The sequence below is a fragment of the Pedobacter nyackensis genome, assembly GCF_032678475.1.
Lineage (GTDB): Bacteria > Bacteroidota > Bacteroidia > Sphingobacteriales > Sphingobacteriaceae > Pedobacter > Pedobacter nyackensis_A.
Map to the genome: position 1 here is coordinate 64,008 of NZ_JAVTSF010000006.1, position 18,303 is coordinate 82,310.

General features: G+C 41.6%; 10 protein-coding genes. All 10 read right to left on the reverse strand.

Going from position 1 to position 18,303, the window contains the following annotated elements:
- Positions 1-14 precede the first annotated feature (14 nt).
- The 10 genes from R2Q84_RS18485 to R2Q84_RS18530 all read right to left on the reverse strand — a co-directional run bounded on the left by R2Q84_RS18485 (position 15) and on the right by R2Q84_RS18530 (position 18,272).
- Positions 15-1,496, reverse strand: a complete 1,482-nt coding sequence (locus R2Q84_RS18485) for a hypothetical protein (protein ID WP_316818071.1) — start codon at positions 1,494-1,496, stop codon at positions 15-17.
- Positions 1,497-1,688: 192 nt separating this feature from the next.
- A complete protein-coding gene (locus R2Q84_RS18490) occupies positions 1,689-3,893 on the reverse strand; it encodes an alpha-rhamnosidase (protein WP_316818072.1) in 2,205 nt (734 codons plus the stop codon).
- Positions 3,894-3,904: 11 nt separating this feature from the next.
- Entirely contained in the window at positions 3,905-5,494 is a 1,590-nt protein-coding gene (locus R2Q84_RS18495) for a sodium:solute symporter family transporter (RefSeq protein ID WP_316818073.1), read from the reverse strand.
- Complete coding sequence (locus R2Q84_RS18500; RefSeq protein ID WP_316818074.1) at positions 5,494-6,579, reverse strand: Gfo/Idh/MocA family oxidoreductase; 1,086 nt, start codon at positions 6,577-6,579, stop codon at positions 5,494-5,496. The genes R2Q84_RS18495 and R2Q84_RS18500 overlap by 1 nt, the downstream gene beginning before the upstream one ends.
- 70 nt (positions 6,580-6,649) lie before the next feature.
- Entirely contained in the window at positions 6,650-9,196 is a 2,547-nt protein-coding gene (locus tag R2Q84_RS18505; RefSeq protein WP_316818075.1) for an L-rhamnose mutarotase, read from the reverse strand.
- A gap of 10 nt (positions 9,197-9,206) precedes the next feature.
- Positions 9,207-10,151, reverse strand: a complete 945-nt coding sequence (locus tag R2Q84_RS18510) for a sugar phosphate isomerase/epimerase family protein (protein ID WP_316818076.1) — start codon at positions 10,149-10,151, stop codon at positions 9,207-9,209.
- Positions 10,148-11,551 carry an acetylxylan esterase gene (locus tag R2Q84_RS18515; protein ID WP_316818077.1) on the reverse strand — a complete coding sequence of 468 codons (1,404 nt, stop codon included), beginning with the start codon at positions 11,549-11,551 and terminating at the stop codon, positions 10,148-10,150. Before R2Q84_RS18515 ends, R2Q84_RS18510 begins: the two co-directional genes overlap by 4 nt.
- 4 nt (positions 11,552-11,555) lie before the next feature.
- Positions 11,556-12,692: a sialidase family protein gene (locus R2Q84_RS18520; protein ID WP_316818078.1), complete on the reverse strand. Its 1,137-nt coding sequence runs from the start codon at positions 12,690-12,692 to the stop codon at positions 11,556-11,558.
- Between the two features lie 36 nt (positions 12,693-12,728).
- Positions 12,729-15,476, reverse strand: a complete 2,748-nt coding sequence (locus R2Q84_RS18525) for an alpha-L-rhamnosidase (protein ID WP_316818079.1) — start codon at positions 15,474-15,476, stop codon at positions 12,729-12,731.
- A 33-nt stretch (positions 15,477-15,509) separates the two neighbouring features.
- On the reverse strand, positions 15,510-18,272 hold the full coding sequence (locus R2Q84_RS18530) for a glycoside hydrolase family 2 TIM barrel-domain containing protein (RefSeq protein WP_316818080.1): 2,763 nt from the start codon (positions 18,270-18,272) through the stop codon (positions 15,510-15,512).
- Positions 18,273-18,303 lie beyond the last annotated feature (31 nt).

The following is an 18,303-nucleotide window of genomic DNA, read 5'->3' on the forward strand; positions in this document are numbered from 1 at the left end:
TGAAGACGTTGCTCTTAATAACTCAACTGTTGCATTTGAACATCGAGGGTTGTCCTAAAAATACGTTGCTTATCAAAATAAGGAAGAATGAACGAATTATCCAACCAGGTAACAGATTCTGTATTCACATAAAAACCACCTTTAATATCTTTGTCAGGAATTTTGGTTGTTTTAAGCATTTTTCCAGTTGTAAAGTCCATTTCACCATATAATGAAGAAACCGAACTCATTCCTCCTGCTCTCACGTTTGCAACCATTCTTAAAGTATTATCTTTAAGTGAGTAAGCTATCTTTGAGCCTTCACCGCCCAAACTCATGTAAGTCCGCGGAATGAACTGATGATACAGCCCATTTAAATCCTGATCATAAATTTTCATTAACAATGAACCATCAAAAGTAACAGTACCATATTTGGACGACTGGATGAAACTAGGGGCGACACCCACCAATAATTTATCAGCATATTCGTCAATATGCTTTACCGCTAAAAAATCGATTTTGGTGAATTGCAAATCGTCAAACTTTTTGTTAACAGGAATAAAAGATTTTTGCAACGATTTAATATGCTTATTGTCAAAAATTTCCTTGGTCACTTTTGAAGTACCGTCTTTAAAATCTATTTTCGAAGTTAGTAACGTCACATCTTTATCCGTATTTGCGTAAACTACAGCCAGATAGTTGATAAATGGCTTTGCCCCTGAAGTACTCAATATTGAACTAATCCCTCGACCTTTTCTGATATCCAAAGGAATGGTAACAATTTTTAATGGATCAGCACTACTTGGAATATAAGTTGCAGCAGATACCTTTCCCGCTTTATTGTCTACAGTCGCGATAAACAAACTGCCATCGGCACCATTTGAAGACGTCCAATGCTCACCTTCAGGCATCCTCGGATTGATTATTTCTCTTTGATTCAAGTTAGCATCATAATTGATAATACTAAAGTTTTGTGTAGACCGATATAACTTGTCTGATTTGGAAACTGCAAAAATAGTCGTTTTACGTTTCATGGAAGTCAAACGTACCGACATTCTAAAATAGGAACCATCTTTAGCAAAAAAGAAGTCCGGCTCTTCTATGAAATCTTTATTCCCTTCATAAATAATTTTTTCAGACAATAGTTTACCCGTTTTTTCTTCCAATAGATAGGCTTTATAAGCACCACTAAAACTTTTGAAAAAAGTGCGATCACTGGCTGCAATAACTAAAATATCGTTTTTAAACTTGCCAATAGTCAATGGATATCCCGTTAATGAGGTGAGCCAATTCTGAGTCAATTTATCATTCAGATTTACGATCGCAAAATCGATTTTAGGAGCACCGATAATCATAGCCATACTATTGTTTGAAAGAGAGAGTGTATTTCCAAACCTGCTATCATAAGATGCAAGCAAATTCCACTGTGGATCTTTAATGATGCCGATCTGATTTTGTCCAAAACTAGTAGTGTACACACATAGAGCGAGTAATAAGAGCGCTATTCTAGAAGTCATAATGTAATAAGTTATAGTTTAAGTGAATGAAATAGATTTTACATTAACCTAAAGGTATACTTTTTTATTACTTTGACAAAAAAATCACCTTCTTTAAGGAGGCCTCAGGCGCTCTTCGCTCCTTTTTCAGGAGCTTAAGAGATCCCAGACTCCGAAAAGAATGGTGATTTTTTTTCTGTTATTATTTACAACCTATTTTTTATAACTAACAACGTAAGACACACCTTTTTCAAGCTTAAGCTCATACGTTCTTTTTCCTACTTCAACGGCTTTTCCGCCTTTTACAACTGGTTTAGAAATACTTTTAAATCTCAACACACCAGATCCTTCATCCGATTTAACTTTAATCTCTTTTTTGCTGCAATACAATGATATTTCCCCTGTAGGCGTAGGTACTTTACCTTCCATCCATTCTAAACCACCTAATGAAGGTTCTACTACATAGGTTTCATAACCTGCTGAAAGCGGCTTAATCCCTAAATAATACTTACCCAATAGGTAAATCGGGCTTGCACCCCAGGCATGACAGAGGCTTTTGCCAAACGGGCGACCATACATCGCCAAATGTTCCACACCTTTCTTGTCAGGATTATATTCTTCCCAAAATGAAGTCGCCCCCAAATCAAGCATACCGCCCCAGTAATCCTTCATTTGCTTCAATACGTATGACTGCTCCCCCATCGCACAAAGTGCTTCCAGCTCATAAAAACGCATATATGGAGTAGTGATCTTTTTAACATTGTCGTTCATCAGCACATGCTGTTTCACATCCTGCTTTTGTGACGGCGTAAAGTAATCAAAGAAAATACCGAACATATTGGCATAACGCGTTACATCATCTGTTGGTTTTCCATCAATCCTGCTGTGTACCAACGCATGCTTGCTTTCATCCCAATACAGTTTAAAAATCTTAGCTTTTAAATCAGCGGCAAGCTTCTTATAATTTGCAGCCGCCTCGGTGTCTTTTGCCATGTCCGCGCAAAGCGCCATCGTTTCTAAACTACGGCAAAACAACAATTGCTCGAAACTCACTTCACCGTCTTTACTCAATTTATCTGCCCAGTCAATGAAAATCCAGTCTCCCGGCATCCATTCCAACAAACCATCTTTATTTCTGCGGTTCAATACATAATCCATCAGACTCTTCATCCTCGGATAAATATCCTGTACAAATTTCTGATCACCAGAATACTGGTAATAATCATAAATCCCCAAAAACCAATAGAACGAATAATCCATAATGGTATTGATGTGTGCTGTTACCGGATCCTTACCACGCTGTGCAAGCAAAGTCCTTTTTACTATCGGCGACTCATTAAAGGAATAATAATTCATCAGGTAACTCTGGTAAGCGTCACCCGACCATACCCAACGATCACGCTTAATACCGTCAATAAAAAACTCACGGGTATTCAAATGAAAGGTATATTTAGAGATGTCGTAAATCTTGTTAATCTGCTCATCCGAACAGTGAAAGCTCCCTTTTTCAGTAACGGGTGCATATTCGTACAACATCGATACGCCATCAAGACTCACGTCACCTTCTGGTTGACAATTCACATAACGGAAGGCCTTAGACAATTCAATTACCGAATCTCTTTTACTTTTTAAATCTATTTCTAACAGATCAAGTGTTTCACATTTATCGGCCGACAATGCTTCTTCTCTGGATTCTCCGTAGTAAATATTAAGTTTCCCTTTACCTTTTAAGCCTTGTAACTTAAGGAAACCGAAGGTTTCTTTACCGAAATCAGCCACAAAACCTTTATCTACTTTGTCCGTTTTGACCGCGGCCATAGGCTTAGTAGCCAGTTTAAACTGTGATGGGGGCGATAACGGGTCTGTTAAATTCCAGGATCCCACAGAAACGTAAGTCGTTCCTGATTTATCAGAAGCCTTTCCGCTCTCATCTATCCATTCTTTATCCTCAAAAGTAGTCAACCAGCTTTCATCAGAAACAATGGTCTTCCCTTGTACAAGTATTGCAGGTACTTTATCCTGTCCATACACTTTTAGGCTTAACTTGTGCTTACCCGCCGGAACGGTGATCTTTTTTGGATAACCAGAAAAAGCATGCCCGTCAATTTTCACATTAAACTGCCCTTCCACATAAAGATTTACTTCCTCAGCCTTAGTCAGGTTAAACTCCTTATGGAACTCAACCAACACATAGTGACTATCCATTTTCCAAAAAGGTGGCAGGAAGGCCCCGCGTTCTGTTCTGCGGTTTTGCATTTTATTAGACACCCAGATGTCCAGATCCCCTGGGTACCAGATCCATTCGGCCTTCGTTCCCTGCTGCGCCTGTACATCGGCCATCCCCATCATTAGCAACAGAAACATCGCTGCAAGCTTATAAAAGCCGGTTTTAAAATAAGAAGTAGTGTAGTTAATCATAAGATCATTAATTAATGTCCGTTAAAAAAAATGTATAAAGCAATCATCACAACTGCAAGCGTAGCCCAGGATATCCATACGCGTTTAGTTGGCTTTTCAATTGCACTTTCGTCCAGCTCATTGATTTCATAAATAGTTGGGTTCCTATCGAATAAAGAGATCAATATCGCGATCAGCAATAAACCTGAAAAAATCAGGAAAGAAAGGATCAAATAATGTGGCCAGAAAGGATATTGATCAGGTGGAAGTATCCATAAATAGGTTACTCCTGTGCCAAGACTTAAAACTGAACCCACAGAAAGCGTAAAGTTCACCGCTTTTCTGCTTGTCCTTTTCCAGAAAACTGTGAGCAGGAAAACTACCGACAACGGTGGTGCGATAAAGCCCAGGACAGATTGAAACACATCGAACAGGTTTAAGCCTTTGATGTTATCAATAGCCAGCACTACCATTACCGCGAAAACACAGCCCGCAATCACAGATAAACGTCCCATTCTGATGATCTGCTTATTGGTTGCCTGTGGATTGATATTTTTCACATATACGTCCATAGTAAAAACCGTACTCAATGAATTTAAAGATGAGCCGATTGTACCAACCAATACAGCAATCAATACAACGATCACCAGTCCGTTCATTCCAGGAGGAAATAAATTGGTCACCATGGTCATATAAGCTTCATTAGGATCTTTTAAACCGGGAAACAACACGTAACAAATCACTCCCGTAATGATGAACAAAGGGAGCGACAGGATTTTTAACCAGCCAATAAAGCTAACCCCAAGTTGTCCTTGTTCCAGATTTTTAGCACCCAGTACCGATTGTACCATCGCCTGGTCTGTGCAGAAAAATGCAATTGCAGCTACTGGATAACCTAGTAAAATCGCATACCAGGGATATTTCGGATCGCTGGCCGGCTGGATCAGGTTCCAGAAATGAGCCGGTGTTTTGCTATAGAGAACTTCGATACCACCTACTTTATGCAAACCTAAAACCGTGAGTGCCAGGGATACGGCAATCAACAGGATCATTTGAAATACGTTTACCTTGGCTATGGCTTTTAGGCCGCCAAAAAAGGTAAAAAGACCTGCAAAAGCAACCAATACAGTTACCGACTGCCACATAGGAATACCCAATATCTGTCTGACCAGAAAACCTCCTGCAAAAAGGCCTAAAGACAACCAGGAGATTAATATCTTGATCAGCGCATACCAGGCAAGGATATTTTGTGTAGAATCCCCATATCTTTTACCCATAAATTCGGGCATGGTACTTACCTTGGCAGCAAGGTATTTCGGTGCAAAAACAATAGCCAGTAAAAAAAGGAACACAAAAGCATACCAGTCGAAATTTACGGCTACTATCCCCGTACTATAGCCTATACTAGCAAAAGCCAACAACATAGACGGGCCAACGTTTGTCCCCCACATGTTAAACCCAATGCTTGGCCAACCCAGTGATTTATTAGCCAGAAAAAGCGTTTCATCATCATTCTTTTTATTAGAGAAACTGGCCCTGTACCCAATAATAATTAGAATAACCAGGTAGGCAACTACGATGAAATAATCCAGACTGGTTAAGCGTTCTAAGATGTTTCCCATTATAGTCCGAAATCGGCTCTTAAAAGTTCATATTCATTCAATATATCATTAATTTTAACCGGCAAACCTGTCTGTAATGATCTGTCCATAGCTTGCAACAAGGCAATGGTGCCTATTCCTTCTTTTAAATCAGGATAAGCCACAGTATCATTTTCAATGCTCTCAGCGAAATATTCAAGGTAGTTTTGGTATTCGCCGGCGTGGTGGCTTTGTCCTTCAAAACGGAAAAAGTGTTTCAACTTAGCATCACCCCAGGTAATCAGTTGCTCTTCACCTGTTTTGGTCGTCACCGCATAACGTAATTCATGATAATCGGCCTGGCTCGCACCTTCTGTACCTCTCAACACACAACTCATCTCACTTTCGCGATAGGCTGGCTGTATCGGCCCGGTATAAGCACCACTTACACGCGCAATCCTTCCATCGGTTGATTTAAAGATAAAATGCATGGTATCTTCATTTTTCAAACCAGCTTTTTGACCATTGGCGCTGATCATCCCGTAACCCATTACTTCTTCAATTTCCGGTAAATACCATCTAATGAAATCAACAGGGTGGCTCAATCCACCATAAAGCCATTTAAAAGAAGTCTCTAAAGCCCATTTCTTTTCAAGGAACCAGCGGTGATCGGCATTATAATGACACTCTACAGTAATTAAATCACCAATAATACCTGCGGTATAATCTGTTCTTTGTCGCTTGTAAGGTTCAAAGAAACGAGAGCTTTGTCCTACGAATACCTTTTTACCACTTTGCTTTGAAACCTCCAGGAGCTCTTTAGCCCTACCCAAATCATCAATGAAGGGTTTTGTACAAACCGCATGCTTTCCGTGCAGCAGCGCCTGTTTAACGTGGTCTGCGTGCAAATGATCAGGAGTATAGATAGCGATCACATCGATCGCAGCGTCATCCAGCATTTCCTGGTAGCTGGTGGTATAGTGTGGGAAGTCGAACTCTTTTGCCCGTTGCTTACACACTTCTTCATTCGCATCGCAAATTTTTACCAGTTCGTACTTATGGCTGGCCAGGGCGGCCGACATCGTACTGCGACCTTCACCCAAACCTAATATTCCTAATTTCAACATGTTATGTATATCTTAATATATATTATTCTTTCTAATTAATACAAAGTGGTTTATATCTAAAAAACAAACATTATTTATTCTTCTCAAAAAATACCCAAACCTCGCCAGGCTTAGTTCCTTCAATACCCTCCTGGTACCTCTTCATCAGGTTATTCCATTCATCTACCCTGGGATTGTTCAGCGTCGTTTTCGGATTCAATCCATCTAAATCCGCACCCTTAGGAATGCTAATCACCAACATCAGCTGCCTTCCATTTTTGAAGATCCTCAATTGCTGAAAATCGGCATTACAAAAGCCTTTGGCTACTTCCGGCCATTTTTCAAACTGTGTAGCATGATGGGCCAGGTATTCCTTTTGCATAGCCTCATCCTTTACCAGGTTAGTGCTTAAAATGATATTGTCCCATTCCTTAACAGGCTCCTGTCCACAATGCTTTTTACGGTCAAACTTATAAACCACATCCTTGTATAGGTTAACCTCCGCTCCCTTTATTCTGGCTTTGATTTGTCTCATCAGCGCCTCAGCATCGTTTGTCGACGCATATGCCAGCAACCTGTTATTCCATTGGTAAATGGCAGAGGAGGCAATACCTTTTTCGCGGCAAATCTCCACCAATAAAGGCTTACTCAATTCGCCCAACGAAGGTAAGATAACCTCTATGGCCAGCTCATTCCCATTGCCAGACTCTACACTATTTAACAGCTGATTACTTTTATTTACATAACTGTATTTCAATAAATAAGAATACCCCTCCTGAATTCCAGATTTAACTTTAATACTGTCAGCAACCTTTGGTCCGTTCCCCGTCCAAACGTTTCCGGGACCGTTGGCATTTTGCAAATATTTCTCCGCCGGAGTCCAGTTATCTTTTACGGTAAAGTAAGATGATCCTTCGTCTGTATACAGGTAAAACCAGTGCTGAGGATCATGTGGATATGGTGCTTTGTAAATGCTGTCGATATAGTTGTTCGAGATCACAGAACCCGGTTGGGCCGACAAAGTATAAATACCCGCCACATCATACAGGAACTTCCCATAATGATGGATCTTGTTTGCTGTAATTGTATTATTGCGCATGGCATTAATGGTCCTTGTCCAGCCCCAGCCCATGCTGATCCCCGAATAGGCAACATCACTAATCTCGTTATTTGCAATGTGAATACCCCTAACATAGCCCGCGCCTATCCCAACACAGCCCCAATCCTCATTGGTCACATCTGTAACCAGGTTATTTGTAATGCGCTCGTTGGTACAAATCTCACGTTCATCTTTGGGGTTATAAGGCAAATGTGCCTCTGTAGCCTCATCAGAAAAAGTACCGATCAATATACCACTACCGCCTATATCTCTAAAAAGATTTCCTTTAACTTCATTATCGTAAGTACCTCTTTTGTAATCCAATCCTGTTGATGCATGATGCTCAAATTTACAGGCTTCAAAGCCCGTATGGTGTGCATAGCTCACTTCTACAGCTGCTGCAGGCCGCCCCACCCAAGCCTGGTTCTCCAGACCTTTCTTATCCGGTGTTCCCGGCACTTTCAATTTATAAGCATCCAGCATATACATCCCCGCCTGGTGTGGCACATGGCCAAACCTTGAAGGTCTTAACCAACTTGCATGCTGAAAGGATATCCCCTTAAACGACACATAGCTCACCGGATGATCGATTGTGCCCTCCATCTTCACTAATGTCTCCAGATAAGGCGCGATAACCTGAGCAGTATTCATATTTTCCGTTGCTCTGGGCCAGTAATAAAGCTTACCATTATGCTGGTCTGCGTACCACTCTCCAGGCTCATCCAAAAACTGAATGGCATTGGTTAAATAAAATGGAGAATTACCTGTTTTCTCAGAGATCCAGGGAGCGGGCCATGGATGTTCAGATTGCACCCGGCTTTCCGGTTCCATAAAAGTCAGCTCAGCTTCCTGACCAGTAACTTTCACCGATTTTATCCGCAGGTTCGCGATGGCCCACCATTGCTGGATCACCATTTCCATGCCTTTCAGATCTTCAAATTTACCTATACTTTTAAGGTCCTGCAAAGGAATCTTGCAAGATTTTGCAACAAAATTCCAGCTTAGAATCCGCCCCATTTTATCTGCGTTGTAATTCCGGGCCCTAATTGCCTTTTTTCCATCAACCCAAAGCTGCCTAAATTCTAAATTACTGTTTCCCAGATCAGGTATATCAACTACCCAAAGTTTCTCTTTAACTTGACTCGAAACCCCGGGTAAGGATTTCGAAAGCTTTTTCCAGCCCAAAACTGGAATTCCCCCACTCAAAACAACTTCATGTCCTACAGGTTTTGTGATCACTGTGCGACTATTTGCGGTCCCCGAATCTTCAGGCCTGATCACTACTGGTTCGTTCAGCTGATAAAAGCCCTGCTCAATAATGATATTGATCCCCCCTTTTATAGAAGGATCATTTAAGCGCCTCAGTTCACGTGCTTTACGGAGGGCATTGGCCAGGCTCGCTACCGGTTGTATCTTTGTACCCGCATTGCTATCAGATCCTTTTAAGGAAACATAGATATCTGTGGCATACAAACTGGAACTACTCCAGCATAATGCTATAATCAATGCCAGAAAACAGGGTTTAAGTGTCTTTTTCATGCGACGTATACTATTGAAAAACAGACTTTACATAGCTTGTATTTGCAGTAAAGTTCCACTTTACATTTCTTGGGTCTTTGGCATCCCTGGAACGTTCAACAACCAGCCAACCCTTCCAGCCCATGTCATCCAATGTTTTTCGTACCGCTTTCAAATCCATTTTAGGATCGTTCTGCAACCATACCCCATCATCATTTGTACAATGAATCTGTACAATGTACTTTTTACCCAGAATACGTAATTCGCTATGCAAATCACGCCCGTTCTTGATGGCATTGGAGAAGTTGAAATAACTTTTAACAGCTGCTGAGCCTATATCTTTCAGCAATTGCAGTTCGCCGCGTGCATCCAATGCCGTTTCAATACCAATCACCACACCTGCTTTTTTAGCCATTTCACCAGCTACTTTTAAACGCTCCACAATTGCAGGTCTAAGTTCCGGATGCTGTACTAAATCACCCTGTACCCCCAACGGAAGGAAAGCCACCTTTACATTCATTGCTTTCATAGTAGTAATGCAATCGCCAATCATTTGCTGATAAGTTGGTCTTGTGGCTAACGACTGGGCATAAAACCCTGTCATGGCCAAAGAACAGATCTCCAGGTTCATTTCTTTTGCTTTATCTAAAAACTGCTGCCTGGCTATCGGATCCGCCAGTTTATTATCGAAAGTATCCCTGTTGCCCAAACCGCCCATATCCAATTCTATGCCGTCAGCACCAATTTCACGGCTCAGCTCGAATGCACCTAATTTCTGCCTTTTCAAGATCATCAGATCAACCACCGCTACTTTATAGCGTTGTTTCTTATGCTGCTGACCATCTGCATCCATCGCAACAAAACGTGCATCATTAACAAAAGCCCAGTTAGACTGACTACTCAAGACCAGCCCGCCGGTAAGCAGGGCCAACTTTCCAATAAACTGACGTCGGTTCTCTTTCTCTAGTTTATTCATTTCGAAATACTTGCTTTAAACACTTTTTCCAACTGCTCAAATCCTTTTATTGCATTGGCAGGCAAACGTTCGCCCTTAACGCCAAATACGTACATAGCCGGTTCTTTTTCAATTGTACACCTGCTTTCATCATATTTTCCACTTTTATCCCTTACCACAGATCCATTCAACTTAAACTGTTCAATTAAAAAATCATATAATGCCTTGCGTTTTGAGGAACCAAAATCATGACCTTCCTCAGGCAAATGAACGTTCTGCACCAGGTTTGGCAAACCATAAAAACCATATATTCTTTTAAGGAAAGGCATATCATAATCGGGTACAGTGACCGTCCAGTCTTTCCCATCTGATACCACCAGTTGAGGATTCGGTGCAGTCATTGCTGCCAGCTCGACATTGTTCGTTCCACCAGCACACAGGTGAACAGGCATTCCACTTTCACACGGACAACCACCATAAAATGAAGATGATAAAGAAACCACCGGAACACTTAGTTTAATACGATTATCCATCGCAGCCATTAAGACCGTATGGCTTCCGCCACCAGATCCACCGCTGATTCCTACCCTACCCTTGTCGGTTTCTTTCAGGGATAATACGTAATCAAGGATCCTGATACCGCCTAAAGTTTGTATCGTTTGTGCCAGGCTGCGTCTGTGATCTTCCGCCTTAAACTGAAGCAGGGATTCGCCCCATGCAAACAGATCATAACTAATGGCCATAGCTCCCATTCTAGCAATCATCGCACAGCGAACCTGGCAATCGGCCCGATAGCGCTGCTGTGCCCAGTGCCCGTCCGGACTCAGCACTACAGGGATCTGTCCTTTAATTTTTAATGGTTTGTATATAGATCCGTTTACATACAGTCCCGGTAATATTTCAATTGCAATGTTTTCTACTGTATAACCGTCCATTACCCTTTTAGGAGTAATGATTGGTTTTGATGAGGGTTTAGCTGGCATTGGCGATAATTGCTGCGCCTCATAAAGCAAAGGCTTAATTAAAGCTTTACGTTGTTCCCAGGTCATTTTATCCGGAGACAGTGTAGCCAGATAATCCAGCATCTCCCGTCCTTCCTCTGCCTGCCAGCGATGATACTCGTATTCCTTTAATTTGTAAATACCTACAGCCTCCTTATTCACCTTCATATCCAAAGGAGCAAGCACATTCATCAATGTTTCGTCCACATCAGGTCTGAACCGCCATAAGGCATAATTTACCCAACGGTCCTTCACTTGGTTATCATTGTACTTTACCTTCACTTTAAAACGACTTTCTATCTCCGCTAAGACATCTTTTAATGGCTTCCGGTATAGAGAATCGGAATTTTGATTTTGAGCAACAGCGCTGCTTAAAAACAGCAAAAGTCCAACACCAAGAAATAAAGCGGTTCGTTTCATGTGATTACTCTTCGTTTTTAATCTCTGTAATTACCGGTGCAGTATATCCTTTTACCTTTGGCCAAACGCCATTTACAATCTTTTTAAGTTTCAACTTTGACGGGTCGACCACCACATGCTTGATCTTCTGTCTTCTCCAGGTATAAATGAAATGCAACATACCGTCCGATGTCTGAATTACTGCCGGGTAGGAATACTGACTAATTGGCGAATCTTCAAGGATTAATGCCGCATACCATTGTTTACCATCTTTTGAAACAGATACATTTAGCGGTGTCCTTGGCCCTTTAGCCAGTTCGCCCGGAGGCAATACGTGGTTGTAAACCAATACATGACGTCCATCTTTCATGGTCACCGCATCAGTTCCCGAGTTATTGTTTGGCAAATTGGTTTTAGCCAGGGGCGACCAGGTTTCACCATTATCGACCGACCATGATTCTACCAACGCCCGGTTCTTACTTCTCGCTAAAATCTGTAGTTTGCCTTTTCCATGATCTAAAATACTTGGTTGTATGGCATCCAATCCATTTCCAGCGATTGGACCTACTGTGCGCCAGTTCTGACCATTGTCTTTCGTTACCTCAAAATGCACTTTCCAGCCATCACCTTCTTTACTTGAGGGGTTAAATAAATTGCCATTGCTTAACAAAACCGGCTTATTTTTAACCGGACCTATATAACCATCAGGCATTTTTTTGGCATCAGACCAGGTGATTCCACCATCTTTAGATGTACGCATCATCCCCCACCATTCCGATGGTTTAGGGCCAATCTTATAAAAAAGTATTAAATCGCCCCCAGGTACCTGGTACAAAACAGGGTTCCATGTAGGCAATCTTAGCTTATCGTTCTGAATACCGTTTGCCGCCGAAACAGACGCTAACCATTTTCCGTTTACCTGACGGCTAATGTAAATCTCCACATCAGGATGACGCTCCCGGGTACCACCAAAATAGGCTGCTACCAAACCTGTAGGCGTTTCGGCAATAGTTGCCGAATGACATGACGGAAAAGCCGCCGTATCATACAAAAACTCATCTGTTATAATCCCGGAACGCCATTTTTGAGATTGCGCATTTAATTTCAACCCACCAGTAATGCAGATCAGTAAGGTCAATAAGTGTATTTTTCTATTCATCATTTTCACATTTAAACTCTTAATTATGAACCCCTAACGCTATTCAACTACAAACGAATAATTACCTGAGCCCAATTCAAATACAGCCCTATCCTCCTCCATTTGTATAAATCTCATTCCTTTAACATCAGTAGCTTTCTGACCGTTCTCTTTTACCTGAGCGGCAGATTTTGCTGGAATACTAATCCTTGCAATTGTATTGGCGGGAATAGTAACATTCCATTTAAAATCCTTTGCAGACTTAGTCCAGCTGCTTTTAATTAAGCCATGAACAGAATTGTACTCCGCATTTACGGCATCTAATCCTTTTATCATTTCCGGCTTCATTACAATTTCTTTAAATCCTGGTGCCGCGGCTTTAATACCAGCAAGGTTTTCATAATACCAGATCAGCAAGTCGCCCAGCATCATCACATGGTTCTGTGAGTTCATTTTAGGAGCGGCAGTATTTCCATTCCACAATTCCCATATTGCTGTAGCCCCGTTTTCAATCATGTATCCCCAGGAAGGATAGGTTTTCTGCGAAGCAATGCGATAAGCAAGATCACTTCTTCCCACTTTAGTAAGGGTGCGCATCAGGAAGTTTGTACCCATCACGCCGGTACTCAAATGTCCCTTATTCTTTTCCTCTATGATGTAACAGATCTGTTTTACCACCTGTGCTTTATGCTGCTCCTCAACCAGATCAAAATATACAGGCAACAGGTTATCCGTTAATTTATTGTCACCATAATATCCCTGTGCATGATAAAACTTACTGTTAAAGCTCTTTTTTAATCCGGACGCCAGTTCCACAAAGCCAGCCTGATCTTCTCCGTTCCCCGTAAGCTGACTGTAATCAATCATCATTGTTGCCAGTTGATAATAATACGCGGTAGCGATTAAAGCACTTGGATGTTTTTGATCCGCATTTACCCCCTTGCCATCTTCAGCTGTAGCAGGCGGTGCACACCAGTCGCCATAGCTGTCTTTAGTCATAATCCCCTCAGCATTCATATACCGATCCTTCATATAACTCATCCATTTCTTTACCGCAGGATAATTTTTGTGTATTACGGAAATATCCCCGGTTTGCTTATACAGCATATCAGCCACAAAAAGCAAAGTTGCCGGCCAGGTCACATTGTCACTGTAATACCTCCAGAATGCCGGGGCTACATCAGGTATAGCGCCGTCTTCTTTCTGTGCGAAGCGAATATCTTCCAGCCATTTTTTATATAAAGCCGTATTATCAAACAAAAAGCTCTCTCCATGCGCTCCCACTGTTCTATCGCCCAACCATGGCTGGCGCTCGTTGCGCTGTGGACAATCAACCGGCATCCCCTTGTAATTAGATGCGATGCCCCACCATGAATTTTTAAATATCTGGTTAAGCAAACTGTTAGAAGACTCGAAAGTACCTACAGTCTTCATATCATCATACACCACACACCCTGTAAAGTCACTTTTCAGAGGAACACCAGGATAACCACTCAATTCCGCATAGCGGAAGCCCTGATAAGTAAACCTAGGTGCCCAGGTTTCAATTCCTTCTCCCTTAAGGATATAAGTATCGGTTGCTTTAGCATCACGCAGGTTTGTCCTGAACAGATCGCCATTTGGTTCCAATGACTCCGCAAACCGCAATGAAACTGTAGTTCCTTTAGTCCCTTTAACATTAAATTTCACCCAACCCGCAAAGTTTTGCCCGAAATCAATGATGTATTTCCCATTCGGGCGCTTTATAATTGATACTGCTGCGATGTTTTTCATCACTTTCATACCTTCATTCATTTGCGCCTGATAGGTGCCCCCCGGTTCCTGGACATATTGGGCGTTTAGCCATTTTTCTTCATTAAACCCTGGCGCACTCCATCCTTTAAATTCTTTACGGGCATCATAAACCTCACCATCATATTCATTATTAGCAAGAATTGGCCCTTCAGCAGTACCTTTCCAGGTATTGTCGGTTTTTATTGATGCGGTAGAGCCATCCGTATACCTGATGACTACCTGCAACAATAACTTAGGGAATCCAAATGTTTTTACCTTATAGGGTTTGGCCTGGCGCATGGCAAAAAAACGACCATTCCCCAATACAACGCCAATAGCATGTTTGCCTTTTTTTAGCTGTTCGGTAATATCTAAAGTATTGTATTTAATGTTTTTTGTATAATCGGTAGGTGCAGGTGCCAAAACCTGGTCACCAATTTTTTTACCGTCAATATACAGCTCATAAAGCCCCATCCCCATAATATAGGCGGTTGCTGATGCGACTGTCTTATCTGTAGAAAACTCCTTTCTGAAATAACGGGCAGACAAACGTCCTTCAGTTTCATTATCCCAAGGGAAGAAACGGTCAAAACCTATCCAGCGACCTTCCCAATCCTTGTAATTCAATAGCCCCATCGACCATGAAGCCACCCTGCTCCAATCTGTTGTACCTTTATTTGTCCGGACCTTAACCTTCCAGTAATACTTATGCTTACTTTTCAACGCCAGTCCGGTGTATTGGTTATAAATAGATTCGGCAGACTTTACCTCGCCAGAATTCCATAAATCGGCATCTTTCTCGGTAAGTTTATCTATCGATGAAGCGACCAGAATATGGTAAGCAATTTGCTTCACATCACGCTGTACTGAATTGATTTCCCAGCTTAACTGCGGTTTCAACACATCTATACCCTGTGGATCCTGCAACAGCTCACAACGCGGGTTCTGCAAGGACACCTGTGCAAATAACGTAGTAAAGCACAAAGTCAGTACCGCAGTAAACGCGCCAAAGGCCATATTTAATTTAAGCTTCATTCGATTCCAGCTTTATTCTATTCAATTTAAGCATTATTTATTTGTTGAAAAGTCGAAGTACAAGGTCATATTCAACGCCCTTGCAGGGTCTTTCTCATAATCATAAAAAATATTCTTCATCGCCATCGGACCACTCCTGTCTGCTCTCTGGGTTTTAGTACCTATCCCCGGAATTCCCTGCATAAACGAAATATCGCCCGAAGGGAACAACGGCTCATAATTGTGCCACTGATCGGTCTTAAAGGCTGCACTGAACAACCTTAAAAAGATATCTTCATTCTCTGTGATCACCGTAAAAGGCTGATCTTTTGTAATAAATTTGCACCAGTACATATTTGAATGATAGCCTTTAAACTCCGGATACACCCAGGCTTCCCCGGTTTCCGTGTTGTTATATTCCTTTTGCCAAATTCCAAACTGGTTTCCTTTTAAGCGGTTTTTCCAAACCCGGTGCGGCCCCCTTCCCATATATTCTACACCCTTCATCTGATCTTCCGGAAAAGAGAAATTCAGGCCAATAAAATTTGTCAGGTACTCTGCCGGGAAGTATTTCACATTCAGTTTTAACATACCGGATGGATAAACTGTCCATTGCAATGTATTGTAAGCTTCCTTTCTATCAAATGACGACTCAATAATCAAATTAGCACCATCCATACGGTGGCTGATGTTTCTAAAATTTGTCGCGCCTTCCTGAATTACAGGCCCATTACCAAAAGGAATTAAACCTTTTGCATTCCTTACCTCACGCAGTATCCCTGTTTTCTTGCTAAAACTTAAGGATATACCATTGGCTGTGGTGGTAAGTAATGAATCTTTTTCCTGAATGGTTACCGGAGATCCACCTTCTTTTTTAACCATTGTCAGGGCTTCTTTTTTTGGAAGCGTAATCGGGAAGCTCCAGGTATACAATTCTTTTCCATGAATATCTGTAACTGTAATGTACAATACATCAAAAGCTGCCCAGTTTGCCGGAAGTCCAATTGTTAACTGTCCCTTTTCAAGCGGTTTAATAGCTGGCGCCACAGCTTTTCCTTTAATCTCTTCTTTAGTTTTAAGGTTCAGCAAGCGCCAGTCAAACCTGCAGGTATTTGTATTCGCAAAATGATAGCGGTTCTCAATATTAAATACTCCGTCAAATCCTGCAGTCATTTCCCGATGCTCAAAAAACACGGGGCTCCAGATTTCCTTAATGGCAAAATAGCTACCTTCTTTTTCGTGGTAAGGACCAACAATACCATCAGCACCACGACTCCCATCGGCGTCAATGCTATTATTTTTATCGGTACGTACTACACCCTGATCCGCAAAATCCCAAAGGAAACCTCCTGCAGAAAGCGGATTTAGCAGCATATCATTCCAGTAGTCTTCCAGACCAGCACCATGCCCGCCATCAAACATACCATGTAAAAACTCGGTAGGCATCACAATGCTATGCCCATGTCTGTAATTACCTATACCATAGTTATACTCACGATAATGCTGTGTATCAAAACCATTAAAATCTTCCCAGGGATGAATAACAGGACGTTTTTGAATATCTTCCGCTGCAAACAACGGATCTAGTTCATAGTTATGCCCACCTTCATTTCCATTAGCCCAAAAGATAATGGAAGGATGATTGACATCATGTCTCATCATCTCCTTAACCAACTTAGTTCCTGTTGGAGTATCATAGTGTCCATGCCAGCCGGCCAACTCATCCATTACATATAAACCCAGGGAATCACAAACGTCCAGAAAATGTCCATCAGGTGGATAATGCGACATACGTACCGCATTCATATTCATTTCCTTCATCAGTTCAACATCTTCAATGCTGTTTGTTTTACTCAGTGTTCTTCCATATGCAGGCCGGAACGAATGCCTGTTTACCCCTTTAAACTTAATTTTAACCCCGTTTACAAAGACCCCATCTCTAGGCTTTACCACAATGGTCCTAAAACCAATCTTTTTAGATAAGGTATGAACAACCTTGTTTTTATGATACAAAGCGAAAGTTGCTGTATACAGGTTCGGAAATTCAGAAGACCATAATTGTGGCGCACTGAATGATCCCGAAAGACTTACTGCTGCTGCACCTTTCTTGATTCCGGAACTTAATTGGGCACCATATTTTTTACCATCAGCGTCATAAAGCTGCACGATCAGCTTATCCGCATTACCCACTATATAAGCTTCCGCTTTAAATTGTCCGTCTGCTTTTGCGTCAATAGCCACCCGTTCAATATGTTGTACAGGTAAAGCTTCCAGGTACACTGGCCTGAAAATACCACCGAATATCCAGAAATCGGCTTTACGCTCCGCTTCGTTCACTGATTTATTGGCAGAATGTTTCGACACTTTTGCTTCGAGCAGGTTGTCAGCACCATATTTTAATAGAGAAGTAACGTCATAACGGAACACGTAAAATGCCCCCTGATGGATTGGGCCGGCTGATTTTCCGTTGATCTTAACTTCAGTATCCGTCATCGATCCTTCAAATACAATATTGATCTTTTTACCTTTCCAGGAATCAGGAACTTTAAATTTATACTTATATAATCCTTGTTCCTTTCCTCTTACGCTATCTTTTGCAAAGCCATAATCGTATTTCCCAAAGCCCTGCAATTCCCAGTTTGACGGCACCGCTATACTTGTCCATTTGCCTGAATTCATTCCCCCGGTACTGAAAAAATCCCATTTTACAGTATGGTCGTTTCCGGTACCCGACAAATAGAGTTGCTCCGACTGCTGGGCATGCACGGAGCTGAAAAGCATCAGCAAAATAAAGGAAAGGATTGGTGTAAGCTTCATGAATAAAGGATCTTATAATATTGGTTTAAAT